We start from the raw sequence: 24,924 nt of genomic DNA, 5'->3' as shown, positions 1-24,924 counted from the left end.
ACCATGACTGCTTTTGATAAACACCAGGTTGCCGTTTTCCGCTTCGTCCGCTGCGCGTTCGCCGCGGACACCGGCGTGGCGCAGCTGGTCTACGCCTTCGATGACGGCCCGGAACTGATCGAGACGGTCACCATCCCCGGTGCGCCGTTCGTGCTCGAGGGCGACCGCGCCGAGGCGGTGCAGCGCGCCCTGCGCCTGCTGCACCTGATCGCCGGTGTGAGCTATTACAAGGCGGGCGTTCCCGAGCAGGTGCGCATCGACAGTTACACCATCGATGCGGCCACCGCCGCGCTGGTGGAGACGGTCTACCTCAACGGCCTGGGCGAGTTCGCCTACCGCAATGGGCTGAACCTGCGTGGCCGGTTCCGCCTGCCGGTGGAGGGCGAGGCCTTCGCCGCGCCGGCACTGGGCCTGCGCGAACACGCGCTGGTCGCCATCGGCGGCGGCAAGGATTCGCTGGTCAGCATCGAAGCGCTGCGCCACCTGGGCATCGCCGAGACCGTCACCTGGATCGGTGGCTCGCAGCTGATCCGCGCCTGCGCCGAGCGCACCGGCCTGCCGATCCTCAACATCGGCCGCACGCTGGCCCCGGAGCTGTTCGAGCTCAATCGCCAGGGCGCCTGGAACGGGCATATCCCGGTCACCGCGGTGAACTCGGCGATCATGGTGCTGGCCGCGCTGCTGCAGGGCGTGGACCAGGTGGTGTTCTCCAACGAACGCTCGGCCAGCTATGGCAGCCAGATTCCCGGCACCGGCGAGGTCAACCACCAGTGGTCGAAGGGCTGGGCGTTCGAGCAGGCCTTCGGCGAGCACCTGGAGCAGCACGTTGCGGCGGACCTGCACTATTACTCGCTGCTGCGCCCGCTTTCGGAGCTGGCGGTCGCGCGTCAGTTCGCCAAGAGCGATTTCTACGACGCGCATTTCTCCAGCTGCAACCGCAACTTCCACATCCTGGGCGAGCGCCCGGTGAACCGCTGGTGCGGCGTCTGCCCGAAGTGTCACTTCGTGTTCCTGGCGCTGGCTCCGTTCATGCCCAAGATGCGCCTGGTCGGCATCTTCGGCCGCAACCTCCTCGACGATATCGAGCAGGCCCCGGGCTTCGATGCGCTGCTGGAATTCCAGGACCACAAACCGTTCGAGTGCGTCGGCGAAGGCCGCGAATCGCGAGCGGCGATGGCGACCTTGGCCGCGCGCCCGGAGTGGAACGAGGACGCGCTGGTGAAGCGTTTCGTCCACGAGATCCGCCCGCGGCTGGAGGCCACCGAACTGCAGATCGAACCGCTGCTGGTACTGGAAGGCGAACACCGCATTCCGCCGGCGATCTGGGAGCGCCTGCGTGCGAATTTCGCAGCTTGAGGGAAAGCGCGTTGCCCTATGGGGATGGGGACGCGAGGGGCGCGCTGCGTTCGGCGTCCTGCAGCAGCGACTGCCATCGCTGCCGCTGACCCTGTTCTGCCCGGAAGCCGAGGCCGCCGCGGCGCGCGAGGAAACCGGCGCTGCGCTGACGGTGCGATCGGAGGTCACCGGCGAGGCGCTCGCCGCGTTCGACGTGGTGATCAAATCACCGGGCATCAGCCCGTATGGCGAGGCGGCCCTGCACGCCGGCGCGCAGGGCACGCAGTTCATCGGCGGTACCTCGCTGTGGTTCGCCGAGCAGGCCGCCGCCGACGGCATCGTGCACGACACCGTGTGCGTGACCGGCACCAAGGGCAAGAGCACCACGACCGCGCTGCTGGCGCACCTGCTGCGCGCCTCGGGCGCGCGCACCGGGCTGATCGGCAACATCGGCCTGCCGCTGCTGGAAGTGCTGGCGCCGCAGCCCGCGCCGCAGTACTGGGCGGTGGAACTCTCCAGCTACCAGACCGGCGAGGTCGCGCGCAGTGGCGCGCACCCACAGGTCGCCATCGTGCTCAACCTGTTCCCCGAACACCTGGACTGGCACGGCAGCGAAGCGCGCTACATCGAAGACAAGCTGCAGCTGGTCACCGGGGCCGCGCCGCGGATCGCGGTGCTCAACGCAGCCGATCCACACCTGGCCGGGCTGTCGCTGCCCCGCAGCGAGATCATCTGGTTCAACCAGCCGCTGGGTTGGCACATGCGCGGCGATGTCGTGCATCGCGGCGAGCAGCCGGTGTTCGATACCTCGCATACTCCGCTGCCCGGTCGGCACAACCGCGGCAACCTGTGCGCGGTGCTGGCGGCGATCGAAGCGCTGGGCCCGGACGCTGTGGCGCTCGCGCCGAGGGTGCAGGACTTCCGCCCGCTGCCCAACCGCCTGCAGACCATCGGGACGCGCGAGGGGATCACCTACATCAACGATTCGATCAGCACCACGCCGCATGCGAGCCTGGCGGCGCTGGAATGTTTCGCCGGGCACCGCATCGCGCTGCTGGTGGGCGGGCATGATCGTGGACTGGACTGGCACGACTTCGTTGCGCACATGGCGCACGACGTACCGCCGGTGGAGATCGTCACGATGGGCGCCAACGGCCCGCGCATCCACGCACTGCTGCAGCCGCTGGCCGATGCCGGCCGTTTCGGTCTGCATGCGGCCACCGATCTGCCCGAGGCCATGCAGCTGGCGCAGGCCGCGCTCGGCGGGCAGGGCGGGGTGGTGCTGTTGTCGCCGGGTGCGCCCAGCTATGGCGTGTACCGCGACTACGTCGCCCGTGGCCGCCACTTCGCCGAACTGGCCGGCTTCGATCCGGACCAGATCACGGCGATCCCGGGGATCGGGATCGCCTGATAGGTCGCTGTAGAGCCACGCCATGCGTGGCTGCCGTTGGTGTGGATCGCGCAGCCACGCATGGCGTGGCTCTACCGTGGTGTGGATGGCGCAGCCACGCATGGCGTGGCTCTACCGTGGTGTGGATGGCGCAGCCACGCATGGCGTGGCTCTACCGTGGTGTGGATGGCGCAGCCACGCATGGCGTGGCTCTGCCCCTTGGATGTGCGGCATCGTTCATCCGCGCGGGGCACGTCGGTGATCTACGCGTCAGACCTCTTCCTCATCGATGAAGGCGTAGTCGTTTTCGATGAGCTGCTGCAGGTATGCATCGAAGCTCGGCGCGATCACCCGGTAGCTGTCCGGGTCGTGCAGGTAGCGCACCACCTGGCCGACCGTGCCACCGGGCGCGGGATCGAAATCCAGGTACAGCATCGAGCTGCCGCCGTTGTTCATGCAGTGCGAGAAGCACAGGCGCTTGCCCATCGGCAGGTCGGCATCGATGCCGTCGCCGAGAATCTCCGGGTCTTCCTCCAGCCATTCCTCGTAGATCGAGCGGATGCTGTCATCCCACTGCGCGCTGTCCTCGAAGACCTGGTCCACCGAACGCAGGTAGTAGGGGTAATGCCCCTCTTCGACGTCCGAGCCCAGCATCAGCACCACCACCTCGCCGCCCGGGTAGGCGCGGAAATGCGTGCCGTCGACCCGCGCCAGCAGTGCAAGCAGGCTCTCGGGCGCCTGCGGCCAGCGCTCGCGCAGGCGCTGCAGATCGGCTGCACTAGCGCCCTCGACCCAGGCCCACATCCGCGCATCATCTTCGGGCAGGCGCGGCACCAGGCCGGACAGGAAACGGTCGACAAGGCTCATGGGGTATTCCGTACACGGGGCCGGCCAGCCTGCCATAACAGGGACGGAGGTAGTTAATTCAATAACAGGGACGGCGGTGGTCAATCCAGATGAGGTCGGGCGTGGCCGGCCTGCCGGATCACCGGGGGGGCCGTCGACCCGGCGCTTCTACACGGTGCCGTCAACCGGCCGTCATACACTCGGGGCTCTTTCTGTCGGGAGCAGACGCATGAACAGGCAATGGCGGTGGGGTGCGGCGGTGCTGTTGGGAATGACGGCGTTGCCCGCGCTGGCGGCAATGCAGGCCAAGCCGGTGGAGTGGACCCAGGACGCCACCACGTTCAGTGGGGTGCTGGTCTACGACGACAGTGACAATGACAAGCGCCCCGGCCTGGTGATGGTGCCGAACTGGAAGGGCGTGAACGACTCGGCCATCGCCAAGGCCAAGCAGCTGGCCGGCGATGACTACGTGGTGCTGGTCGCCGATGTGTACGGCAAGGGCGTGCGACCGAAGACCGACGCCGAGGCCGGTCCGGTGGCGACCAAGCTGCGCAACGACCGCCCCGTGCTGCGCGCCCGTGCGCTCAAGGCGATCGAGGTGCTCAAGGCCCAGGCCGGCAAGGCGCCGCTGGATGCCAGCCGGATCGGCGCGGTCGGGTTCTGCTTCGGCGGCACCACGGTGCTGGAGATGGCGCGCGCCGGCGCACCGCTGGCTGGCGTGGTCAGCCTGCACGGTGGCCTGGGCTCACCGCTGCCGGCCAAGGCCGGCGGGACGCATCCCTCCGTGCTGGTGCTCAATGGCGCCGACGACAAGGGCGTAAGCAAAGCGGACATCGCCAGCTTCGAGCAGGAAATGAACGCGGCCAAGGTCGACTGGGAGTTCACCAACTACAGTGGCGCGGTGCACTGCTTCGCCGAATCCGATGCCAACAGCCCGCCAGGCTGCCTGTACAACGAACGGGCGGCCAAGCGTGCCTGGAAGGCACTGGATGAATTCTTCGAGGAGCGGTTCGAGACCAGAGCCCGGTGAGGAGCGGTTCGAGACCACCCCCCGGTAGAGCCGACCGTTGGTCGGCTGCACCGCGCATGGCGTGGTACATCTATCGGTGATCGTGGTGCGGGGGCGAAGCGCAGCCGACCAACGGTCGGCTCTACCTCTGAGGGATACGACCGTCGGGCGGAACGCCCTCCGTCAATGCGAACGCTGCACCGCGTAACGGGCGAGCCCGCGCAGGGCGGCCACGGCATCGTTGTCGGCCAGGCCGTCGAGCGCACGCTCGGCGGCGTCGGCATACTCCTCGGCGCGCGCGCGGCTGTAGTCCAGCCCGCCGGTGGCGTGGATGGCCGCCAGCACTTCCGGCATCGCCTCGGCGTCACCGTTCTGCACGATCTCGCGCAGGCGCTCGCGGGTGGTCGCATCCGAATGCGCCATCGCGTGGATCAACGGCAGGGTGGCCTTGCCCTCGGCGAGGTCGTCGCCCAGGTTCTTGCCCAGCTCATCGGCGTTGGCCGAGTAGTCCAGCACATCGTCGGCAATCTGGAAGGCGTAGCCCAGGTGCATGCCGTAATCGTACAGCGCCTGCTGGGTGGCCTCATCGACACCACTGGCCAGCGCGCCCAGACGGGTGCCGGCGGCGAACAGCACCGCGGTCTTGCGCTCGATCACACGCAGGTAGGCGGCCTCGTCGGTATCCGGGTTATGCACGTGCAGCAGCTGCAGCACCTCCCCCTCGGCGATGCGGTTGGTGGTGTCGGCCAGGATCCGCATGACCGGCATGCGGTCCAGTTCGACCATCAGCTGGAAGCTGCGCGAGTAGAGGAAATCGCCGACCAGCACGCTCGGGGCGTTGCCCCACAGCGCATTGGCGGTGCTGCGGCCACGCCGCAGGCTGGATTCGTCCACCACGTCGTCGTGCAGCAGGGTCGAGGTATGGATGAACTCGATGATCGCGGCCAGCTGGTGGTGTTCCGCACCGGCCTGGCCGACCGCGCGGCCAGCCAGCATCACCAGCATCGGGCGCAGGCGCTTGCCGCCGGCCGAGATGATGTGGTCGGCGATCTGGTTGATCAGCACGACATCCGAGGACAGTCGGCGACGAATCAGCGCATCGACGGCGTCCATGTCGGGCGCAGCGAGCGACTGGATCTGGGGCAGGCCCAGCGCGGGGCGGGTGTCTTCGGTGATGGTCATGCGGTCTGACTTTCAGGCTTGGCCGGAATTATAGGCGGTGCCGTCGTATTCCGCCTGCGAAGACGCGCCTGTGGCCCGGCCAAGGTGCGCGGCAGACGCGGGGCGGGGGCCGGACCCTGCCGATCCTGGGCGCCGCCACCGATGCGCCGTGCCCGGTTGGCTGCCGCCCGGCCGGGCGCTGGGAATGCGCCCCGCGCCGGCATCTGGCGTGAATACGTATGCAAGCAACCCCACCACTGGAGGCGCGCAGCTAAGCTTGTCGGGTTCGTTTCTGGCCCCCTCTGGGGTGCCGTGGAAGCCCGAAGGGGGGCCTCAATGTCGCAGTCTCCATGGTGGCGCGGTGCCGTCATCTATCAGATCTACCCGCGCAGTTTCCTGGATGCCAATGGCGATGGCGTGGGCGACCTGCCCGGCATCATCGAACGCCTGGACTACGTGGCCGCGCTGGGCGTCGACGCGATCTGGGTCTCGCCGTTCTTCAAATCGCCGATGGCCGACTTCGGCTATGACATCGCCGACCACCGCGATGTCGATCCGATGTTCGGCACGCTGGCCGACTTCGACCAGCTGCTGGCCAAGGCGCATGCGCGGGGCCTGAAGGTGATGATCGACCAGGTGTTCAGCCATACCTCGATCGAGCATGCCTGGTTCCAGGAGAGCCGCCAGGACCGTACCAATCCCAAGGCGGACTGGTACGTATGGGCCGACCCGCGCGAGGACGGCACCCCGCCCAACAACTGGATGTCGATCTTCGGCGGCGTGGCCTGGCAGTGGGAGCCGCGCCGCGAGCAGTACTTCCTGCACAACTTCCTGGCCGACCAGCCCGACCTGAACTTCCACAACCCGGCGGTGCAGCAGGCCACGCTGGATTACGTGCGGTTCTGGCTGGATCGCGGCGTGGACGGCTTCCGCCTGGATTCGATCAACTTCTGCTTCCACGATGCACAGCTGCGCGACAACCCGGCCAAGCCGCTGGAGAAGCGCTTGGGCCGTGGCTTCAGCGCGGACAACCCGTACGCCTACCAGTACCACTATTACAACAACACCCAGCCGGAGAACATCGGGTTCATCGAGCGGCTGCGCGTGCTGCTGGACGAGTACCCCGGCTCGGTCAGCCTGGGCGAGATCTCCGCGGAAGATTCGCTGGCCACCACGGCCGAGTACACCGCGCCGGGCCGGCTGCACATGGGCTACAGCTTCGAGCTGCTGGTGAAGGATTTCAGCGCCGGTTACATCCGCGATACGGTGTCGCGGCTGGAAGCGACGATGACCGAAGGCTGGCCGTGCTGGGCGATTTCCAACCACGACGTGGAGCGCGCAGTGACGCGCTGGGGCGGCCATCCGGCCCAACCGCGGTTGGCGCGGATGCTGGTAGCGATGCTGTGTTCGCTGCGGGGTTCGATCTGCCTGTACCAAGGCGAGGAGCTAGGGCTGGGCGAAGCGGATGTGCCGTTCGAGGCGCTGCAGGATCCGTATGGCATCACCTTCTGGCCGAACTTCAAGGGCCGCGATGGCTGCCGCACGCCGATGCCGTGGCTCGATGCGCCGAAGGCGGGGTTCACGACCGGTGAGCCGTGGTTGCCGATTCCGGCGGAGCATCAGGCCGCCTCGGTGGCGACGCAGGAACATGATCCGCAGTCGGTGTTGAACGCGTTCCGTCAGTTCCTGGCGTGGCGGCGGACGATGCCGACGTTGTTGGTGGGCGATATCCGTTTCCTTGCGTGCGCCGAGCCGGTGTTGATGTTCGAGCGGGTGCACGGGGAGGAGACGCTGCTGTTGGCGTTCAATCTGTCGGCGGATCCGGTGCGGGTGTCGCTGCCGGTGGGGGACTGGCAGGTGGTGCAGGTGCCTGGTCCGGACGCGGGCGAGGTTGTTGGGAGTGAGCTGGTGTTGCCGGCGCAGTCGATGTATTGCGCGCGACGCGGCTGATCGGTTTTCCGGTGGTATTGAGAGGGCGGGGCCAGGTGCCTCGCCCTTTTTTTGTCTTGCGTTCGGGCGTTGGGTACAGCCACAGCCACAGCCACAGCCACAGCCACAGCGCTCAGGGCTGCGGTCGTGCTGGTTTGGGCGGGCAGGGGTGGGTCAGCGGGACCCGCTGCAAGTACGTCCATGTAAGCTCGTATGCCGCCATCCATGGCGGCATACGGTCCCGCCAACCCACCCCTGCCCACCCTTTCACAGTGTGTCGGTGTGCAAGGGAAAGGCGATGCCGGGCAGGCACGACATCGCACCGGCGAGGCTGATGTTGACCGGAATTCGAAAGGCTTGAGCTGACGCGCTGGTCTCAGGCGTTGAAGCAGTTGAAACAGTTGAAGCATTCGCAACGGTCGTATCGGCCAGTGCGGTCGAGATGATCGGTGTGATCGGAACGGTCCAGGCGGTCACGGCAATCGGGGCTTTCGAAGTAGTCGGCACGGTCAAAAGTGTCGAGGCGGCCGAACTGCTCGAGCTGGCCCTAACCGCAGATACCTCGTTCGATCTTCCTTTACCCTGCTCTGGTTTGCGTTGCAGTGCACTGCACTCCCATGGCGACCAACCAACTGTCGAAGGGCGGGGGTGTGTGGGTTGGCGGGGGCTCGTGTGCCGCATGGATGCGGCTCACGAGCCCCCATGGATGGGTTTACGGCGCGTCCCGCGAACCCACACACCCCCGACCAGGCCACGGACAGTCGGCACTGACGCTTTTGAGAGGGCAAAGAAAATCCAACAAAAAACCCGCTGCACAAGCAGCGGGTTCTTCGATGTTGCCATTACGTCGCTGAAGCAAGCTCAATCAGAACTTGTAGTTCACGCCCAGCATGTAGGTGCGGCCCCACTCCACGTACTCCAGCGGGCGATCCTTGGTGCCGGCATAGGTCCGATACGGCTCGTTGGTCAGGTTGCTTCCCTGCAGCAGCAGCGTCAGCCCATGCAGGCTGCTGCTGTCGGCGAAGGTGTAGCTGACCTGCGCATCCGTCACGTTCTCGCCGACCACGTAACGCAGGGTGCGGTTGCCGTTGAAATTGCCGATCTCGCCGATGAAGTCCGAGCGACGGCGCTGGCTCACGCGTGCCTCGAACCCACTGCGCTCGTAGTACGCGGTGAAGTTGTACACGCGCTCGGACAGGCCCGGCAGGCTGATCGGATCGCTTCCCACGCTGGAGGCGCTTTCCGGATCCAGGATCTTGATGTCGCTGTCGTTGAACGTCGCACTGGCCTGCACGCCGAAGCCGCGCAGGCTCTCGGTCAGCATCTCCAGCGGGAAGGAGGCGGTCAGCTCCAGGCCCTTCAGCTTGCCACCCTGGCCGTTCTGCGGGGCCGAGAAGGTGCCGGTCGGCAGCACCGGCACGATCATGCCCGGCGGCGGTACGTAGCTGGCCAGCAGGTCGCTGAAGTCGTAGTCATCGCGCGACTGCGTGTAGACGTAGGACTTCAGGTCCTTGAAGAACACCGCGGCGGCCACGTAGGCCTTCTCGCCGAAGTACTTTTCGTACGAGAGGTCGATGGCGTTGGCGCGCCATGGATCCAGCAGCGGGTTGCCGCCGCTGCCGCCGGGCTTGCCGGTGGCGGTGTCCACGCCGAACTCCAGGCCGGCACGCATCTGGTCCACACGCGGGCGTGCCACCTGCTTGGCCACGGCGAAGCGCAGCGTCTGCTGGTGCGGGAACATGAAGGCCAGGTTCAAGCTGGGCAGCCAATCGGTATAGGTCTTGCCGTCATCGATCGGCAGGATGTTCTGGCCGTCCGGACGTGAGCGGTCGAAGTAGTTGGACTGCGAGCTCTGGTCGGTACGCACCATCTGTACGCCGATGTTGCCGCGCAGGCCCACCTCGCCCAGGTCGGTGTTGATGTTGGCGCGGATCCAGGCGGTGCTGGTCTTTTCCTGCACCGTCCAGGCCTTGGGAATCAGATAGTCCAGGTTGGTGACCGGGTTGAACACCATGTAGCGGTCCACCGCGGCCGGGACGTTCCAGGCGGGGATGTAGCCGATACCGGCGAAGCCCAGGTTGACCGGCGCGTACTGCAGGTCACTGGCGATGTTGGCATCGCCCTGGTCGCCCAGCAGGATGTTGCCCTCGGCCTGGGTCTTGTCCTTGCGGCGGTCGGCGTAGTTCACGCCCACGTCCACATCGGAGAACCACGGCAGCGAATCGGGCATCGCAAAGGTGGCCTGCAGGCGGGCGCCCTTCAGGCGGTCTTCGACCATCGGCACCTTGCCGTAGCCGGAGCCGTAGATGGTGTTGGTCAGGAACAGCGCGTCCGGATTGGAATAGTCCAGGCCCGGGCTGATCTGTGAGAAACCATCCGGTTTGACCACCACGCCGACCGAATCCAGCTGCGGCATCGGCGTGAGCTGCAGGTTGTTCTCCAGATTCAGTTCGTTGCGCGTGGCCTTGGAGTAGTTCACGTCGGCGACGACCTTGACCCGTTCGAAGTTGAACTCGTTGTTCCAGCCGAACGCGTCGATCTTGTCCTTGCGCTTGTTGTACATGCCGCGCACCAGCGGATACACGCCGGTCGCCACGCCGCCGGCGAAGGTGCCGTCGGCGTTGATCTGCGGGTTGGTGATCAGCAGGCCCGGGGTATAGCCGCCGTTGTAGTTGCTGAGGTTGACCTCGAACTGGTTGGCAGTGTCGATCTGCTCGGCTTCGGTGTGGAAGGCATCCAGCGTGCTGGTCCACACGTTCGACGGACGGAACTGCACGGTGGCCATCACGCCGTCGCGCTCGTTGTTGCCGGTGCGGCGCAGGGCCTTGATGCCATCGGAAAACACGGTGCCCGGAGCCAGGCCGGGGCGGTTGCCCTGGTCGGTCTGCTCGGTGGTCCACGGCTCGTACAGGCCGACCTGGTTTTCCTGGATGGGCATGTCGCTGTGCGCATAGCCGATCGAGATGCCCAGGGTGTTGTCCAGGAACTGGTCGATGTAGCTGGCGCTGAAACGGTTGCCGTACGGGTCGACGTTGGCGGCCTTGCCCAGCGAGCTCTTCTGGTAGCGGCCGCTGATCGCGATCACGCGCTCGGCGAAGCTCAACGGACGCACGGTCTGCATGTCGATGGTGCCCGACAGGCCCTGGCCGACCAGGGCGGCGTCCGGGGTCTTGTAGACGGTCACGCCGTTGACCAGTTCCGAGGGGTACTGGTCGAACTCGACGCTGCGGTTGTCACCGGTGCTGACCACTTCGCGGCCGTTGAGCAGGGTGGTGGCGAAATCCGGCGACAGGCCGCGCACGCTGATGACCTGGGCGCGGCCGGCCACGCGCTGTGCGGCCAGGTCGGGCAGGCGGCCCAGCGATTCGGCGATGCTCACGTCAGGCAGTTTGCCGATGTCCTCGGCCGAGATCGCTTCGACCACCGAGGTGGCGTCCTGCTTGATCGCGATCGCGTTTTCGATGCCACGGCGGATGCCGGTGACCTGGACGGTGTCCAGGTTGGTTGCCGTATTTCCGGTCGGTGGGGTGGTGGTACTGGATTCGGCGGTCTGCGCCGACGCCATCAACGGCGTCAGGGCGACGGCCAGCGCGAGACTCAGCGCGCTGCGCTTGCGGTTCAACATTTTCCCCTCCCAGGCAATGTTGCCAATCGATTTTGTGGTTGCCCGGAGGACCCGGGAGCGTCATGGCGCGGTGGCCGTTGACTGCGTGGCTATGGTAGGCAGCGCGCCTGCCGCGGGAATCACCCTGCATACGTATTCAATGACGTTTGCCGTGTTGGAAGCGATTACAGCTGCGTTGGCGCATGCGCGCCACCGCGCCACGGTTTGCCATGCAAACGTCGACGGGTAGTGCCGGCCGCTGGCCGGCTCCTCGGGATGCCAGGCAGATGGAGGAGCCGGCCAGCGGCCGGCACTACCCGTCATGGGCCTGCGTCGAGACCTCTGATCAGATCTACAACGGGGTAAAGCGGATCGCCTGGCCGCCGCCCGGCGCAAGCACGAGCGTCAGCGCGTCGGCGCTGGTGACCTCGCGGGTCTCGCGCACGAAGGCGAAGGGGTTGCTGCGGAAATCGGCGCCGTCCCCATCGCGATAGATTTCCGCCCGGTAACGTACGCCCGGCTCCAGGAAGCCCAGCGGGATGGGCAGCACGCGGCCATGTTCGTCGGTGATGCTGCCAAGGAACCAGTCGCGGCTGTGGCGGTCCCTGCGCACGATGGTCACGAAGTCGCCCACCTCGCCGTTGAGCACGCGGGTGTCCTCCCAGTCCACCGCCACATCTTCGATGAAGCGGAAGGCCTCACGGTGCTGCTCATAGTGCTCGGGCAGGTCGGCGGCCATCTGGATCGGGCTGTAGATCGCCACGTAGAGGGCGAGCTGGCGCGCCAGCGTGCTGGGGATCGCCTGGCCGCCACGGCCCTTCAGGCTGAGGATGCCGGGGGTGTAATCCATCGGCCCGGACAGCATCCGGGTGAACACCAGGTTGACCTCGTGCTCAGGCGGATTCGGCGGCTGTCCCCAGGCGTTGTACTCCATCCCACGTGCACCTTCGCGGGTGATCCAGTTCGGGTAGGTGCGGCGCAGGCCGGTGTCCTTGATCGGCTCGTGCGGGTTCACCGCGATATGCCGTCTGGCCGCCTCCTGCACCACCTTGAGGTGATGGCGGGCCATGAACTGGCCATCGTGCCACTCGCGCCACAGTGGCCCACCCGCCGGGTTCCGCCGATCCACCTGGCCGTCATCGCACACATAGCCGCTCTTGAACGAGTCCACGCCCAGCCGCGCGTAGAGATCCAGCGCCGCGCCGAGCTGATCCTCGTAGTGTTCGATGGCGCAGCCGGTTTCATGGTGGCCGATCAGGTGTACGCCCTTCGTCGCGCCGTAGGCCGACAGCGCCTCGATGTCGAAGTCCGCAGTGGGCCGGGTGAAATCGAACGCGTAGCCGTTGCCGACCCAGTCGCCGTTCCAGCCGGGGTTCCAGCCTTCCACCAGCACGCCGCGGAAGCCATGCCGGGCAGCGAAGTCGATCACGCGTTGGGTCTTGGCCGTGGTGGCAGCATGTCGCGGGCCGGTGGCCCAGCTTTCCTCGTCCAGATGCATCGACCACCACACACCCAGGTACTTGGAGGGCTTCACCCAGCTCACGTCGCCCAGCACATTGGGTTCGTTGAGGTTGAGGATCAGGCTGGATTCGACCAGCCCGCCGGCGGTGTCGCTGATCTGCAGCGTGCGCCACGGCGTATCGAAGGGCAGGCTGCGCCGCACTTTCCAGCCCTCGGCAGAGGGTGACAGCTGCGCCCGCAGGCGCTGGCCTTCGGTGCGGCGCAGCCACATGCCGGCGTAGTCCACCAGGGCCGCCTCATGGATGGAGACATGCAGTCCATCGCGGCTGCGCAGCGTCATCGGCGTATGCGCAAGTGGCACCTGGTCCAGCGGCGTACGCTGGTAAAGATATTCGTAGTGGATCGGCTCGCCGGCCGGAATCCACCAGGCGGTGGCGGTCGGTGCGATCGCGAACTCGGTCAGCTCATCATCGATGATCGCCTCGCGCATCCCCGGCTGCTGCGGGAAGCGATAGCGAAAGCCCAGGCCGTCGTCGTAGACCCGGAACACCACATCGATGCGCCGCTTGGTGCCGCTGCGCTCGACCAGCTGCACCACCACTTCGTTGAAGTGGTTGCGGGTCAGCCGGCGCTCGCCCCAGGGCTGCTCCCAGGTCTCATCGACGCTGCGCGACTGCTGGCCGACCACGGCAAGGTCGCGGTCCAGGCGGCCATCGCGCAGTTGGAAGCCAAGCTTGGAGTTGTCCACCACCGTTTCGCCGAAACGGTCCACCCGGTAGCTGGGGTTGCCACCATCCAGTTGCAGCGACACGCGCAGTACCTTGCCGGGCGACTCGACACTGGCGACAGTGACCGGTTCCGCCAAGACGGTGGCGCTGAATGCGCAGAGGATCCAGCCCAGCAGGGGCAGGCGACGACGTGCGAAATGCCCGTTTGTTGGATGCGACAGTGACGGCATTTCCCCTCCCAAGGCGGCCGAAAACACCCCCGGACTATAGCGACGCGGTCACGATTGCCGACCGCCCTGGCCATGAATACGTATGCAGCTCGATGCAGGCTGCGGCGTGCCGTCTACCATGGGCCCAAGGCACCCTGGGAGGGGGCCGCGAGCGCATTGCCGCGAGGCGGTGCGGACCTACAACGCGAGCAAAGGGGAGGGAGGCAACTGGCGCGAGCCGGTTCGCCACTTCGATGCTGAAGATGATCTGCCTGACCGTTGCCCTCGGGGCAGCGATGGGGTCCACCGCACGTGCGGCCGACCTGGACTTCGATGGCCGCCATGCGCGTGCCGAGACCGCCGCTGAAGGTGGCTACCTTCTGCACGCACCGCAGGGCGAGGTGCGCGTCAACGCGCAGCCGATGCGCAGCGAAACCGGCAGTGTGCTGTTCGATGCGCTGTTCGGGCTGGCCCAGCAGGAGATGGATGCCGACCGCGTGGATGCGATCCGCGACCCGGCCTTCAATCACGGTAAGCCCGTGGACTGCGAGTGCTTCCAGACCGGCGAGCGCTGGCCCTATGTGTGGACTCGCGATGTGAGCTTCGCCGCGGATCTGGCACTGTCGCGTCTGGATCCGGTACGCACGCGCCAGTCGCTGCAGTTCAAGCTGTCCACCGCGCGCGATGGGCATACGCCGGGCCTGTTCGTGGCGCAGGACACCGGCTCCGGTGGCAGTTGGCCGATCAGCAGCGACCGCGTGGTGTGGTTCCTGGCCGCACGCGGGCTGCTGGATGACGCGGCCTTTGCCGACCAGGTCTGGCAGGCACTGCAGGCCACCCTGGCACAGGATCGCGAGGCGGTGTTCGAGGCACGGATCGGCCTGTATCGCGGCGAGACCTCGTTCCTGGATTGGCGCGAGCAGACCTACCCGGACTGGACCCGCGAGGACGTGCGCTTCATCGGCGAGTCCTTCGCGCTGTCCACCAACGTGCTCCACTATCAGGCCCTGCGGCTGGCCGAGCAGCTGGCACGCCAGCACGGCGATGCGCGGGCTGCCACGTATGGTCAATGGGCCGACGCGCTGGCCCGCCAGATCGACACGCGCTTCTGGCGCGAGGATGCCGGGCAGTACATGAGCTACATCGGTGAAGCCGCGCACCCGGTGCCGTATGCCAAGTACGACCTGCTCGCGCTCTCGCTGGGCGTGCTGGCCGATGTGTTTCCGGCCGATCGCGCGCGGCGTGCCCTGTCGAACTACCCGGCCGTGGCCGGTGGCAGTCCGGTCGTCTGGCCGCAGGAAGCCCAGCAGCCGATTTACCACAACCGCGGCATCTGGCCCTTCGTCAGCGCGTACTCGCTGCGCGCGGCGCGCCGGCTGGACGATGCCCCGCGCATCGCCATGGAGATCGAGTCGCTGATGCGCGGCACCGCGCTGGCCGGTTCCAACATGGAGAACTACGAGATGCGCACGCTGGCGGTGCATGTCGATGAAGGTGCCCTCAGCGGCCCGGTGGTGAATTCGCCACGCCAGCTGTGGTCGGTGGCCGGCTATCTCTCGATGGTGCTGGAAGGTGTGTTCGGCGTGGAGGACGACGGTCGTATCGCGCCGAAGCTGCCGACATCGCTGGTGCCGACGCTGTTCGGTGAGCATGACCGCATCCGCCTGGACGATGGCGAACAGCGTTACGTGCTGGTGCGACCGAAGCACCTTGCCGGCGAGCTGTTGGTGGCGGGTGATATCCAGCGCGACGGCACGACCACCACGGTGCAGCTGGTGCCGTTGCATGCCACGGGCGCGACGCCATCACCGGCCATCCTGCGTCCCTCGGCGGTGTTCGCCCCGGCCACCCCCGCCGCCCCGGTGCCGCGTGAAACGACGGCAGGCTGGCAGATCACGGTGCCTGCCGGGCACGTGCTGTGGCGCGACGGCCAGCAAGTAGTGACCGTGCAGGGTGTCGCCACGCTGGTCAAGGACGGTGCCAGCCACTGCTTGAGCCTGACCCGCCGTGCAGGCGCGCTGGAATCGCTGCACAGCCCGATGACCTGCATCGGCCCGCAGCAGGTGCTGGCCGGCGACACGCAGTGGCAGTGGACCGCACCGACCGCCGGCCGCTGGCGTGCACGGCTGCGTTACAACAACCCCAACGGCCCGATCAACACCGGCGTGACCGCAGCGGTGAAGACGCTGGTGCTGCAGTGTGCGAGCCAGCCCGAGCAGCGCCGCCCCATCGTGATGCCGCACAGCGTGGGCGAACAGGATTCAACAGCCGTAGAGTTCGAGACGACGGCACGGGCCTGCCGCATCTCGCTGGAGGAGGGCTTCAACATGAGCGCGCTGACCCACTTCGCGCAGTACAACGGCGGCAAGGGCGGCAGCGCGGGCGTGCTCAACCAGGCGCGCGTATCCGCACTGACCCTGATGCCGGTGGCAGCCTCGACGGAGCCGCGCCGATGAGCCGTTCGCCCAAGCCGACGCTGTCGTTCTGGCAGATCTGGAACATGTGCTTCGGCTTCCTCGGCATCCAGTTCGGCTTCGCGCTGCAGAACGCGAATGCCAGCCGCATCTTCGAGACGCTCGGCGCCCCGATGGATGCGGTGCCCGGGCTGTGGATCGCCGCGCCACTGACCGGCCTGCTGGTGCAGCCGGTGATCGGCTACCTGTCCGACCGCACCTGGACGCGCTGGGGTCGCCGCCGCCCGTTCTTCATGATCGGTGCGGTACTGACCACGCTGGCCCTGCTGGTGATGCCGAATTCGCCGGCGCTGTGGATCGCGGCCGGCACGCTCTGGGTACTGGATGCTTCGATCAACGTATCGATGGAGCCGTTCCGCGCGTTCGTCGGCGATCAGCTGGCCCCGCGGCAGCGGCCGACCGGCTTTGCGATGCAGAGCTTCTTCATCGGCATCGGCGCCATCGTCGCCAGCTTCCTGCCTTTCATCCTGGCCCACTTCGGCGTGGCCAATACGGCCGCAGCGGGGCAGGTGCCCGATACCGTGCGCTACGCGTTCTACTTCGGCGCGGCGGTGTTGCTGGCGGCGATCACCTGGACGGTGGTCAGCACCCGGGAGTACTCGCCTGCCGAACTGGCCCGCTTCGACGATGCCGAGCCGGCCGCCGTGCACCACAGTGCGCGCGTGGCCGGACCGCCCCCCTGGGCGCAGATCGGTGGCTGGGTGGCGGCCGGTCTCGTGCTTGCCGCCGCCATCGCGTCGCAGCAGGGTGACCGCATGCTGTATGTGCTCGCCGGCCTGTGCGTCGCCTACGGCGTGCTGCTCGGTGTGGCGCGCTGCGTGCCCGGCGCGAACATGCTGGCCACCATCGTCGACGACCTGCGTGCGATGCCGCGCACCATGCGTCGCCTGGCGTGGGTGCAGTTCTTCTCATGGTTCGCGCTGTTCGCGATGTGGATCTACACCACCGCCGCCGTCGCCGGTAAGCACTTTGGCTCGACCGATACCGCCTCGGCCGCCTACAACGACGGCGCCAATTGGGTCGGTGTGCTGTTCGGTGCCTACAACGGCTTCGCCGCACTGGCGGCCTTGCTGATCCCGTTGATGGTGCGTGCACTCGGCCTGCGCTGGAGTCACCTGGTCAACCTGTGGCTGGGCGGGCTGGGGCTGATCTCGATGCTGTTCATCGGCGACCCGCACTGGCTGCTGCTGTCGATGGTCGGCGTCGGCTTCGCCTGGGCCTCGATCCTGTCGCTGCCGTATGCGCTGCTGTCCGACAGCGTGCCGGCGGCCAAGATGGGGATCTACATGGGCCTGTTCAATTTCTTCATCGTGATCCCGCAGCTGGTCGCGGCCAGTGCGCTCGGCTTCCTGCTGCGCACGTGGCTGGGCGGTGACCCGATGCACGTGCTCGCACTTGGGGGCGGCAGCCTGCTGCTGGCCGGCCTGTGCGTGCTGTATGTGCCATCCCAACAGGAGGTTGTCTGATGTCCCGGTATTCGTCGTTGTCGCTGGCCCTGTCATTCGTACTGTCCGCCAGTCCCGCCCTGGCCGTCGAGCGCCCGGACTATGTCGGCACGCGTGAGCCGTTCGCCAGCCAAGCGGTCTACTTCGTGGTCACCGACCGCTTCGTCAATGGCGACCCGTCCAACGATCACCGCGACCAGGGCGGTGCACACCCCACCTTCGACATCCCGGTGCCGTGCCCGGACAAGGTGGACGGCAACATCGGCTATCTCGGCGGTGACTTCAAGGGTGTGCTCGACAACGCCGCGTACATCCGCAATCTGGGCTTCGGCGCGGTGTGGATCACCCCGATCATCGACAACCCGGACCAGGCCTTCACCGGCAGCAAGCCGATCAGCTGCACCAGCACGCTGACCGACCGCGGCAAGACCGGTTACCACGGCTACTGGGGCGTCAACTTCTACACGCTCGACGAACATCTGCCGAGCAAGGACCTGGACTTCGGCGATTTCACCCGTGGCCTGCACGCGGCCGATCTGAAGGTGGTGCTGGATATCGTGGGCAACCATGGCTCGCCCGCGTGGACGATGCCGGTGGCGCAGCCGCAGTTCGGGCAGATCTTCGACAAGGGCGGCCGGCTGATCGCCGACCATCAGAACCTCCCGCCGCAGCAGCTGGACCCGGTCCACAACCCGTTGCACGCGTTCTACAACAACATCGGCCCGGTGGACGGGAAGAGCGGCTCGATCTTCGATGGCAACCTGGCCGAACTCTCCGATTTCAACGAGCACAATCCGGCGGTGATGGACTACCTGGTCGGCGCGTACCTGCAGTGGACCGCGCAGGGCGTGGATGCGTTGCGCATCGATACCATCGGCTGGCTGCCACACCCGTGGTGGCATGCCTTCGTCAACCGCATCCGCGCGGAGCATCCGGGCATGTTCATGTTCGGCGAAGCGTTCGACTACGACGCCCGCAAGATTGCCGAGCACACCTGGCCGGCCAATGCGAACGTTTCCGTGCTCGATTTCCCGCTGCGCGGCGCCTTGTCGTCGGTCTTTGGCAGGGAGCAGAAAGGCTTTGAGGCCCTGGCCGAGCCGCTGCACCTGCTGGATGGGCCGTATGCCAATCCGTACGAGCTGATGAGTTTCTACGACAATCACGACATGGCGCGGCTGGATGCCAGCGATGCCGGGTTCATCGACGCCCACAACTGGCTGTTCACCGCGCGAGGCATCCCGGTGATCTACTACGGGTCGGAAACCGGCTTCATGCGCAGCCGCGCCGAGCATGCCGGCAACCGTGCCTACTTCGGCCAGAAGCGCGTCGATGAGGCGCCGAAGAGCCCGATCTTTGCGCCGTTGCAGCGCATCGCCAAGCTGCGCGAGGCCACCCCCGCCCTGCAGCGCGGCCTGCAGGTCAACGAGCGCCTGCACGGCGATGAAGCGGTGTTCTTCCGTGTGCTGCAGCAGGGCGATACCGCGCAGACCGCACTGGTGCTGCTCAACAAGGGTGACGCGGCGCGCACCTTCGAGGTCAGCCGCTACCTGCAGGCCGGGACCTGGCGCGAAGCGCTGGGCGGTGCCAGCCACACGGTGAAGGGATCACTGACTGCCGAGGTACCCGCACACGGCGTGCGCGTGTTCGTGCTGGATGCACCGGTCGACCAGACGGCGCTGCAGCAGCAGTTGAAGGCAGCGGTCGACGACCAGCGTGCGCGCACGAAGCGCCTGGCGAAGTAGCCGGATGACGCCCGGTCCGCCGTTCGCGGTGGGCCGGGCCTTACAATCGGGCTCGCGACCGCGCAGTGCGGTCCTTCCGAGTAAGCTGTCCATGTCACGCCTGTCCCTGCGCCACGCAACGCCCGGCGACGCCGAGCGCCTGCTCCATCTGATGCAGTTCTACTACTTCGAGGCCTCGGCCTGGAGCGGGGAAGAGGTACGTCCCGACGGCCTGTTCGACTGTGACCGGCGCGACGTCGAGGCCTCGCTGCGCGATGACCCGCAGTGGGCACGGCTGCTGTTCGTCGACGAAGCACTCGCCGGCTTCGTGCTGGTGGACCGGGTGGAACGGGACGGCCACCACTATCCCGAACTGGCCGACCTCTTCGTGCTCCCCAAGTACCGGCGGCAAGGCCTGGCCGCTTATGTGGTCAGCACACTGCTGCGCCCCGGCGAGGGGCAATGGCTGCTCGCGGTGTTCCGCGGCGATCTGGCGGCGCATGCCTACTGGCTGCGGACCCTGCCGCGGCTCGGTCTCCTGCATGTCGCGCTGACCGAGGAGGACCCGACGTTCCACCTCTACCTCGTCGGCGATCCGGCCAGCCCGTAGTGCCGGCCGCTGGCCGGCTCCTGGCACCCCCGGCGGTACACTAGCGAACCCCACCCATACCCCTGCATTCCATGACCGACGCTGCTGCCCCCCAGACCCCGATCGAAACGCTGCTCAAGACGGCAATGGACGGCCAGCTGCCGATCGGCCTGTTCATGAAGGCCTTCGTGGCGTCCGAGGTGGTGCTGCTCACCGGCAGCCTGGTGACACCGGACGGCAGCGGTTTCGATCCGCTGCTGTTCGACAAGCAGGGCGTGCTGCACGTGTCGGTGTTCACCGATATGAGCCGGGTCGGTTTCCACAGCCAGCAGGCCCCGCACACCATCCGCATGCTGATGCTGGACGTGCTCAAGCGCGTTCCCGGCGGCTACGGCGTGGTGATCAACCCCGGCACGCCGCTGGGGTTTGAGATCGCGCCATCGGGCGTCGGCGAAATCCTGAAGGACTTCGCCGACAGCCCGCGCTGACGCTGCGTTCTACTGCAGCGTCACCTTGCGCCGGTTGTCCGAGGAGACCCGATCGATCAGTTTGTTGTAGGGATCGAAGCCCGCTTCATCCGGCTTGCCGTCCACCGTCACGGTGATCGACGGGTTGGCCTCGGTGACGTGGTGGCGCTGCAGGTACAGCACCTTCTGGTCGCGCTCCTTGCCCGAGGGAGCGTTGGCAAACACGCCGAGCTCGATCCAGTCGTCCATGGCGCCAGCGGTCTCCTTGCCGTCACCGTCGGCATAGCGCTTTTCGGCATGCAGCTTCAGGGTGACGTCGTACTTGCCGTCCGCCCGCTTGCGCGCGGTCGCGGCCAGCACGCGGTTGTCGTAGAAGCTGATCTTCTCGAACAGATCGGTCACCAGTTGCTGGCGGTCGGCCGGCGTCTCCGCCCGGATGTAGCCCAGGAGTTCGGTCGAGGTGGTGTAGGGCGGTTGCTGGAAGCCCTTGTCCTGCAGGAAACGCTTGAGCGCACGGTTGAGTGCGGCCTCGCCGATCTCTTCGCGCAGGCGGTAGAACGCCAGTGAGCCCTTTTCGTAGTGGATGTACTGCTGGTTCTCCACCCGCGCCAACGGCAGCTCCTCGATACCCTCGCTGCCACGCCCGGACAGGTAGCCATCCAGTTCCGTCTTCAGGAACTGGCGCATCTGCTGCCGGCCGTACTCCTTCTCCATCACCATCAGCGCCGAGTACTGGGACAGCGATTCAGACAACATCGTCGCGCCCTGCACGTTGGCACCGATCACCTGGTGCGCCCACCACTGGTGCGCGACCTCGTGGGCGGTCACGTAGAACACATAGTCCACCTTGTCACGGTTGCGCAGATCGGCGATGAAGCCGATCGATTCGGAGTAGGGGATGGTGTTGGCAAACGACTGGGCGAAACGTGCGTAGCCCGGGAACTCGATGATGCGCACCTGCCGGTGCTGGTACGGCGTGAAGTTGGCCTCGTAATACGCCAGCGACTTCTGTACCGCCTCGATCATGCGGTCCACGTTGTAGCCGTGGCGCGCATCGTAGTACACCTCGATCGGGATGCCCTTGTATGCGGCGCGCTTCACTTCCCAACGCGCCGAGAGGTAGGCATAGAAGTTGAGCATCGGCCGGTCCATGGCGTAGCTGAAGCAGCGCCGCCCGTTGATGGTCGCTTCGTGCTGCAGGTAGCCCGGCGCCAGCGCGATCTGGTCCGGCGCGGTGCAGATCGTGCTGCGGAAGGCCAGCCAGTCGGCATCGTCGGTCACGTAATTGTTCGCGCGGGCGGCCTGGTCCTCCAGCTTGGGCATGCGGCTCGGTTCGCCGAGGCCGCGCTTGCGGCGTTCGTTGCGGTCGGTGATCTGCACGCCCTGGTCGTACCCGAACGAGGGCAGCAGCCGGCTGTTGAAGAAACTGCCATTCTCCACCAGGTCGGTTGGCGCCTGATCGGAGGTGATGCCGGTCGGATGCTGGTTGACGCGGAAGTGGATGCGGCGTTCCTCCCCTGGCTGCAGCGGGGCGGTCAGCTGGTAGATGCGATAGCCCAGGTCGGCGTCATGCATCGCCAGCGTCTGGCCGCCCAGGTCGACCGCGGTCAGCTGCTTGTCGTCGTTCATCGCCACGTGCAGCTGCGCGATGGGGGTGGTGTGGGTGTTGCGCACCGTCCAGTACGCATCGATCACCACCGACTGGGTTTCCGGGTGCAGGTCGATCCGGTTGTCCACCGCGACGATGCGCGGCTGCGGCAGGTCGCGGTAGCGCGACAGTTCACGCTCGTAGCGGGCCTGCAGGTCCAGCTGCTGGTCCGGCGAGAGGAATTCGTTGCGGATGTTGGTGCTCCAGTACAGCCAGCCGCCCAGCCCGATGAAGGCCAGCGTTGCGACGGCGCCGCCCAGCCCGGCCGGGCCGCGCAGGCGACGGCCCGCCAGCACCAGGCGTTGGCGCAGGCTGGTGCCGACACCACGGACCCAGAACGCCGAGGCGACACACAGCAGCGCCAGCAGGAACAGCGCCCAGTAGCCCTGGAAAGCCAGTTGCCCCGGCAGGAAATGGCCGTAGCCGTTCATGTCCGAGTACGGCGCGATCGGCCAGCTGCCGAAGTTGTACAGGTTCTGGGTGTAGTCGAGCATGCCCAGCACCGCCTGGCCGATCATCACCACGATCAGCAGCGCGTAGCCGATGAACTTGTTGTTGGTCAGCACCTGCAGCACCAGCGCCAGGCCGCCCATCAACAGGTAGACGACCGAGTCCAGTGCCAGGGTCTTGAGATACACCAGTGGCTCGATCTGCGTGTAGCCCTTGCTCAGCTGCACCGCGATCGCGGCCAGCGCACCGATCGCCTGGAAGCAGGCGATCACCGCCACCAGCGTGGCGAACTTGGCCAGCAGCGGGACCCAGTTGGGGACGGGCATCGCATCGGTGACTTCATTGATCCGGGCCGCGCGCTCTTTCCAGACCAGCTCGCCGGCGAAGAACAGCACGATGATGATCAGCAGCCAGCTGTAGGCGCCCTGCAGGGCGGTCAGCATCTCCGAGGTGACCGGCCAGATCGGCGTGCCGTACAGGGTCTGGCGGAACAGCGCGCCGGGCAGGAAGTTGCACAGCCCCAGTACCAGCAGCACCAGGAACGGCACGCTGCGCAGCACGCCGCTGGTGTCGAAGCGGACCTGGTGCAGGAACTGCCTCCAGGCGGTGCCGGCGCCGTGGCCCGGCACCACGCGGGGCACTACGACCTGGCTCGGCCGCTGTGCGGGCGCGGTCGTCACGAGGGCGGTCCTGCGTCCCCAGCGACGTCCAGCGCTGCCGCTGCGTTCGGTGCGGAACAAGGCGAACGTGGCGGCGTACAGTACGGCCGCCACGCCCAGCCACAGCGCGCGGTTGGCCAGCAGCTGACCGGCCACGGCGGGCAGGCCGCTGTTGCGCTCGGCCACCGACCAGTAGCGGATGGTCCGTGACAGCGCGCGCAGGCCGAGCGGCTCGCTCAACACGGCCACCCAGGTGTTGTCGATGTCGCTGAGCAGGGCGGCGCTGACGCCGTACAGCACGAAGTAACCGATCACGCCGATGTAGACCCACAGGATCGAGCGCGTGGTGGCCGCGAGCAACGCCAGCAGCGCCGTGGTGAAGACCAGGTTCGGGATCACGATCACCCCGAAGGCCCACACGTAGCTGTACAGCGAGACCGGGCCCATGCGGGCCGGATCCACCCAAGGCATGAACGGCCCCAGCGCCAGGCCCAGGGCGATGATCATGTAGACCAACAGCCCGCTGACCAGGGCCGCACCGATGCGCCCGGCCAGATAGTCGCGGCGTTTGATCGGGCTGGCGAAGATCAGCTCGGCGGTGCCCAGATCGAAGTCGCGCAGCAACGCGTTGCTGACGAACAGCGTGGACACCAGCATGCCGAGCAGGGTGAAGATGCCCAGCATCGAGGCGATCACGGTTGGCGCATTGCTGTGCACATTGCCGGCGCCGCCGCCGATCTGTACGGCGTCGGAGGAGGCCGCACCGAAGGCCATCAGCGCGAACAGGCCCGCCAGCAGCCACAGCGGCGGGGAACGGAGCTGCTCGCGCAGCTCGAAGCGGAAGAAGGCAGCGATCATCGGCGGGCTCCGGTCAGGCGGCCCGCGACTGCAGGCGCAGTCGCTGGAAATAAACGTCTTCCAGATCGGGAGCAACGGCGGCGAAGCCGTCGCCGGGGTCGGTCGCGCTGTGCACGTGGATCACCGGCCGGCCACCAACCAGGCGGGTGGACAGCACCACATGGTTGGCTTCATAAGCGGGCAGTTCGGCAACGTCCACCTGCTTGCGCCAGACCTGGTGCTGCAGCGCGTCGATCGCATCGCTGGGCTTGCCGGTCAGCAGCACCTGCCCCTTGTTCATGATGGCCATGCTCGGGCACAGGTCGGTGACATCCTCGACGATGTGCGTGGACAGGATCACCGCCACGTTCTCGCCGATCGCGGCAAGCAGGTTGAGGAAGCGGTTGCGCTCTTCCGGGTCGAGCCCCGCAGTAGGTTCATCGACGATCACCAGGCGTGGGTCGCCGAGCAGCGCCTGCGCGATGCCGAAGCGCTGGCGCATGCCGCCGGAGTACGTGCCCAGCTTGCGCTTGCGCGCGTCCCACAGATTGACCTGCTGCAGCAGGGCATCCACCACCTCGCGGCGCTGGGCCTTGTGGGTGAGGCCCTTGAGCACTGCGAAATGCTCAAGCAGATCCAGTGCGCTGACCTTCGGGTACACGCCGAAGTCCTGTGGCAGGTAGCCCAGCCGTCGGCGCACGGCGTCCTTGTCGCGCAGTACATCGATGCTCGCCTCGCCCGGAATCGACAACGTGGCGGTGCCGCTGTCCGCTTCCTGCAGCGTGGCCAGGGTGCGCATCAGCGAGGACTTGCCGGCGCCGTTCGGGCCGAGCAGCCCGAACATGCCGCGGGGAATATCGAGGGTGACACCGGCAAGGGCGTGGACCCCATTGGCGTACGTCTTGGACAGCGCGCGGATCTCAAGCATGCGGACAGCTTCCCCTGGGCGATGGATCGGTTAT

General features: G+C 66.8%; 16 protein-coding genes. 9 read left to right on the top strand and 7 right to left on the bottom strand.

All coding sequences use genetic code 11. The annotated features are described in order from the left end of the window. Nucleotides 1-3 precede the first annotated feature (3 nt). Together murL and murD are read left to right on the top strand one after the other, a co-directional pair. Nucleotides 4-1,356, top strand: coding sequence for a UDP-N-acetyl-alpha-D-muramoyl-L-alanyl-L-glutamate epimerase (murL, locus tag POS15_RS12675; RefSeq protein WP_284128247.1), 1,353 nt, complete (start codon nucleotides 4-6; stop codon nucleotides 1,354-1,356). Further along, nucleotides 1,337-2,746, top strand: a complete 1,410-nt coding sequence (murD, locus tag POS15_RS12670; RefSeq protein WP_019185683.1) for a UDP-N-acetylmuramoyl-L-alanine--D-glutamate ligase — start codon at nucleotides 1,337-1,339, stop codon at nucleotides 2,744-2,746. The genes murL and murD overlap by 20 nt, the downstream gene beginning before the upstream one ends. A 249-nt stretch (nucleotides 2,747-2,995) precedes the next feature. Here murD and POS15_RS12665 read toward each other — a convergent pair whose 3' ends face one another. After that, a complete protein-coding gene (locus POS15_RS12665) occupies nucleotides 2,996-3,592 on the bottom strand; it encodes an SMI1/KNR4 family protein (protein ID WP_019185684.1) in 597 nt (198 codons plus the stop codon). Nucleotides 3,593-3,800: 208 nt separating this feature from the next. Between POS15_RS12665 and POS15_RS12660 the strand changes: the two genes are divergently transcribed. Beyond that, nucleotides 3,801-4,601: a dienelactone hydrolase family protein gene (locus POS15_RS12660; protein ID WP_019185685.1), complete on the top strand. Its 801-nt coding sequence runs from the start codon at nucleotides 3,801-3,803 to the stop codon at nucleotides 4,599-4,601. Nucleotides 4,602-4,763: 162 nt separating this feature from the next. Here the strand turns inward: POS15_RS12660 and POS15_RS12655 are convergent, their stop codons facing one another. Then, nucleotides 4,764-5,762, bottom strand: coding sequence for a polyprenyl synthetase family protein (locus POS15_RS12655; protein ID WP_019185686.1), 999 nt, complete (start codon nucleotides 5,760-5,762; stop codon nucleotides 4,764-4,766). Nucleotides 5,763-6,077: 315 nt separating this feature from the next. Here POS15_RS12655 and POS15_RS12650 point away from each other — a divergent pair, with 315 nt between their 5' ends. Beyond that, the gene (locus POS15_RS12650; protein WP_284128246.1) at nucleotides 6,078-7,691 is read left to right on the top strand and encodes an alpha-glucosidase family protein; all 1,614 of its coding nucleotides are present in this window, start codon (nucleotides 6,078-6,080) and stop codon (nucleotides 7,689-7,691) included. A 246-nt stretch (nucleotides 7,692-7,937) separates the two neighbouring features. Here POS15_RS12650 and POS15_RS12645 read toward each other — a convergent pair whose 3' ends face one another. From POS15_RS12645 to POS15_RS12635, 3 genes are all read right to left on the bottom strand, one after another. Continuing rightward, complete coding sequence (locus POS15_RS12645) at nucleotides 7,938-8,147, bottom strand: hypothetical protein (RefSeq protein ID WP_157267238.1); 210 nt, start codon at nucleotides 8,145-8,147, stop codon at nucleotides 7,938-7,940. A gap of 388 nt (nucleotides 8,148-8,535) precedes the next feature. Then, nucleotides 8,536-11,295: a TonB-dependent receptor gene (locus tag POS15_RS12640; protein ID WP_284128245.1), complete on the bottom strand. Its 2,760-nt coding sequence runs from the start codon at nucleotides 11,293-11,295 to the stop codon at nucleotides 8,536-8,538. Nucleotides 11,296-11,626: 331 nt separating this feature from the next. Continuing rightward, entirely contained in the window at nucleotides 11,627-13,693 is a 2,067-nt protein-coding gene (locus tag POS15_RS12635) for a glycoside hydrolase family 97 protein (protein ID WP_284128244.1), read from the bottom strand. A 233-nt stretch (nucleotides 13,694-13,926) separates the two neighbouring features. On the opposite strand from POS15_RS12635, the gene POS15_RS12630 reads away from it, so the two are divergent. The 5 genes from POS15_RS12630 to POS15_RS12610 all read left to right on the top strand — a co-directional run bounded on the left by POS15_RS12630 (nucleotide 13,927) and on the right by POS15_RS12610 (nucleotide 20,389). Further along, complete coding sequence (locus POS15_RS12630; protein WP_284128243.1) at nucleotides 13,927-16,128, top strand: Six-hairpin glycosidase-like protein; 2,202 nt, start codon at nucleotides 13,927-13,929, stop codon at nucleotides 16,126-16,128. Beyond that, nucleotides 16,125-17,612 (top strand): MFS transporter, encoded by a 1,488-nt coding sequence (locus POS15_RS12625; protein WP_284128242.1) that lies wholly within the window; start codon nucleotides 16,125-16,127, stop codon nucleotides 17,610-17,612. The genes POS15_RS12630 and POS15_RS12625 overlap by 4 nt, the downstream gene beginning before the upstream one ends. Further along, complete coding sequence (locus POS15_RS12620) at nucleotides 17,612-19,333, top strand: alpha-amylase family glycosyl hydrolase (protein WP_284128241.1); 1,722 nt, start codon at nucleotides 17,612-17,614, stop codon at nucleotides 19,331-19,333. Before POS15_RS12625 ends, POS15_RS12620 begins: the two co-directional genes overlap by 1 nt. Before the next feature lie 91 nt (nucleotides 19,334-19,424). Next, nucleotides 19,425-19,922, top strand: coding sequence for a GNAT family N-acetyltransferase (locus POS15_RS12615; protein ID WP_284128240.1), 498 nt, complete (start codon nucleotides 19,425-19,427; stop codon nucleotides 19,920-19,922). 71 nt (nucleotides 19,923-19,993) lie between these two features. Further along, nucleotides 19,994-20,389 (top strand): SseB family protein, encoded by a 396-nt coding sequence (locus tag POS15_RS12610; protein WP_284128239.1) that lies wholly within the window; start codon nucleotides 19,994-19,996, stop codon nucleotides 20,387-20,389. A 9-nt stretch (nucleotides 20,390-20,398) separates the two neighbouring features. Here POS15_RS12610 and POS15_RS12605 read toward each other — a convergent pair whose 3' ends face one another. Together POS15_RS12605 and POS15_RS12600 are read right to left on the bottom strand one after the other, a co-directional pair. Then, entirely contained in the window at nucleotides 20,399-23,983 is a 3,585-nt protein-coding gene (locus POS15_RS12605; RefSeq protein WP_284128238.1) for a M1 family aminopeptidase, read from the bottom strand. Between the two features lie 13 nt (nucleotides 23,984-23,996). After that, entirely contained in the window at nucleotides 23,997-24,890 is an 894-nt protein-coding gene (locus POS15_RS12600; RefSeq protein WP_284128237.1) for an ABC transporter ATP-binding protein, read from the bottom strand. Nucleotides 24,891-24,924 lie beyond the last annotated feature (34 nt).

The sequence above is a fragment of the Stenotrophomonas sp. BIO128-Bstrain genome (assembly GCF_030128875.1).
Classification (GTDB): Bacteria; Pseudomonadota; Gammaproteobacteria; order Xanthomonadales; family Xanthomonadaceae; genus Stenotrophomonas; species Stenotrophomonas bentonitica_A.
Note: the sequence above shows the minus strand (reverse complement) of the source record. Positions and strands in the feature narration are given on the sequence as shown.

Excerpts from the sequence above, each read along its gene's own strand:
- POS15_RS12660 (WP_019185685.1), top strand. The coding sequence starts at position 3,801 with ATGAACAGGCAATGGCGGTGGGGTGCGGCGGTGCTGTTGGGAATGACG.
- POS15_RS12610 (WP_284128239.1), top strand. The coding sequence starts at position 19,994 with ATGACCGACGCTGCTGCCCCCCAGACCCCGATCGAAACGCTGCTCAAG.
- POS15_RS12605 (WP_284128238.1), bottom strand. The coding sequence starts at position 23,983 with ATGATCGCTGCCTTCTTCCGCTTCGAGCTGCGCGAGCAGCTCCGTTCC.
- POS15_RS12615 (WP_284128240.1), top strand. The coding sequence starts at position 19,425 with ATGTCACGCCTGTCCCTGCGCCACGCAACGCCCGGCGACGCCGAGCGC.
- POS15_RS12640 (WP_284128245.1), bottom strand. The coding sequence starts at position 11,295 with ATGTTGAACCGCAAGCGCAGCGCGCTGAGTCTCGCGCTGGCCGTCGCC.
- POS15_RS12620 (WP_284128241.1), top strand. The coding sequence starts at position 17,612 with ATGTCCCGGTATTCGTCGTTGTCGCTGGCCCTGTCATTCGTACTGTCC.
- POS15_RS12655 (WP_019185686.1), bottom strand. The coding sequence starts at position 5,762 with ATGACCATCACCGAAGACACCCGCCCCGCGCTGGGCCTGCCCCAGATC.
- POS15_RS12635 (WP_284128244.1), bottom strand. The coding sequence starts at position 13,693 with ATGCCGTCACTGTCGCATCCAACAAACGGGCATTTCGCACGTCGTCGC.
- POS15_RS12600 (WP_284128237.1), bottom strand. The coding sequence starts at position 24,890 with ATGCTTGAGATCCGCGCGCTGTCCAAGACGTACGCCAATGGGGTCCAC.
- POS15_RS12665 (WP_019185684.1), bottom strand. The coding sequence starts at position 3,592 with ATGAGCCTTGTCGACCGTTTCCTGTCCGGCCTGGTGCCGCGCCTGCCC.
- POS15_RS12650 (WP_284128246.1), top strand. The coding sequence starts at position 6,078 with ATGTCGCAGTCTCCATGGTGGCGCGGTGCCGTCATCTATCAGATCTAC.
- murL (WP_284128247.1), top strand. The coding sequence starts at position 4 with ATGACTGCTTTTGATAAACACCAGGTTGCCGTTTTCCGCTTCGTCCGC.
- POS15_RS12625 (WP_284128242.1), top strand. The coding sequence starts at position 16,125 with ATGAGCCGTTCGCCCAAGCCGACGCTGTCGTTCTGGCAGATCTGGAAC.
- POS15_RS12630 (WP_284128243.1), top strand. The coding sequence starts at position 13,927 with ATGCTGAAGATGATCTGCCTGACCGTTGCCCTCGGGGCAGCGATGGGG.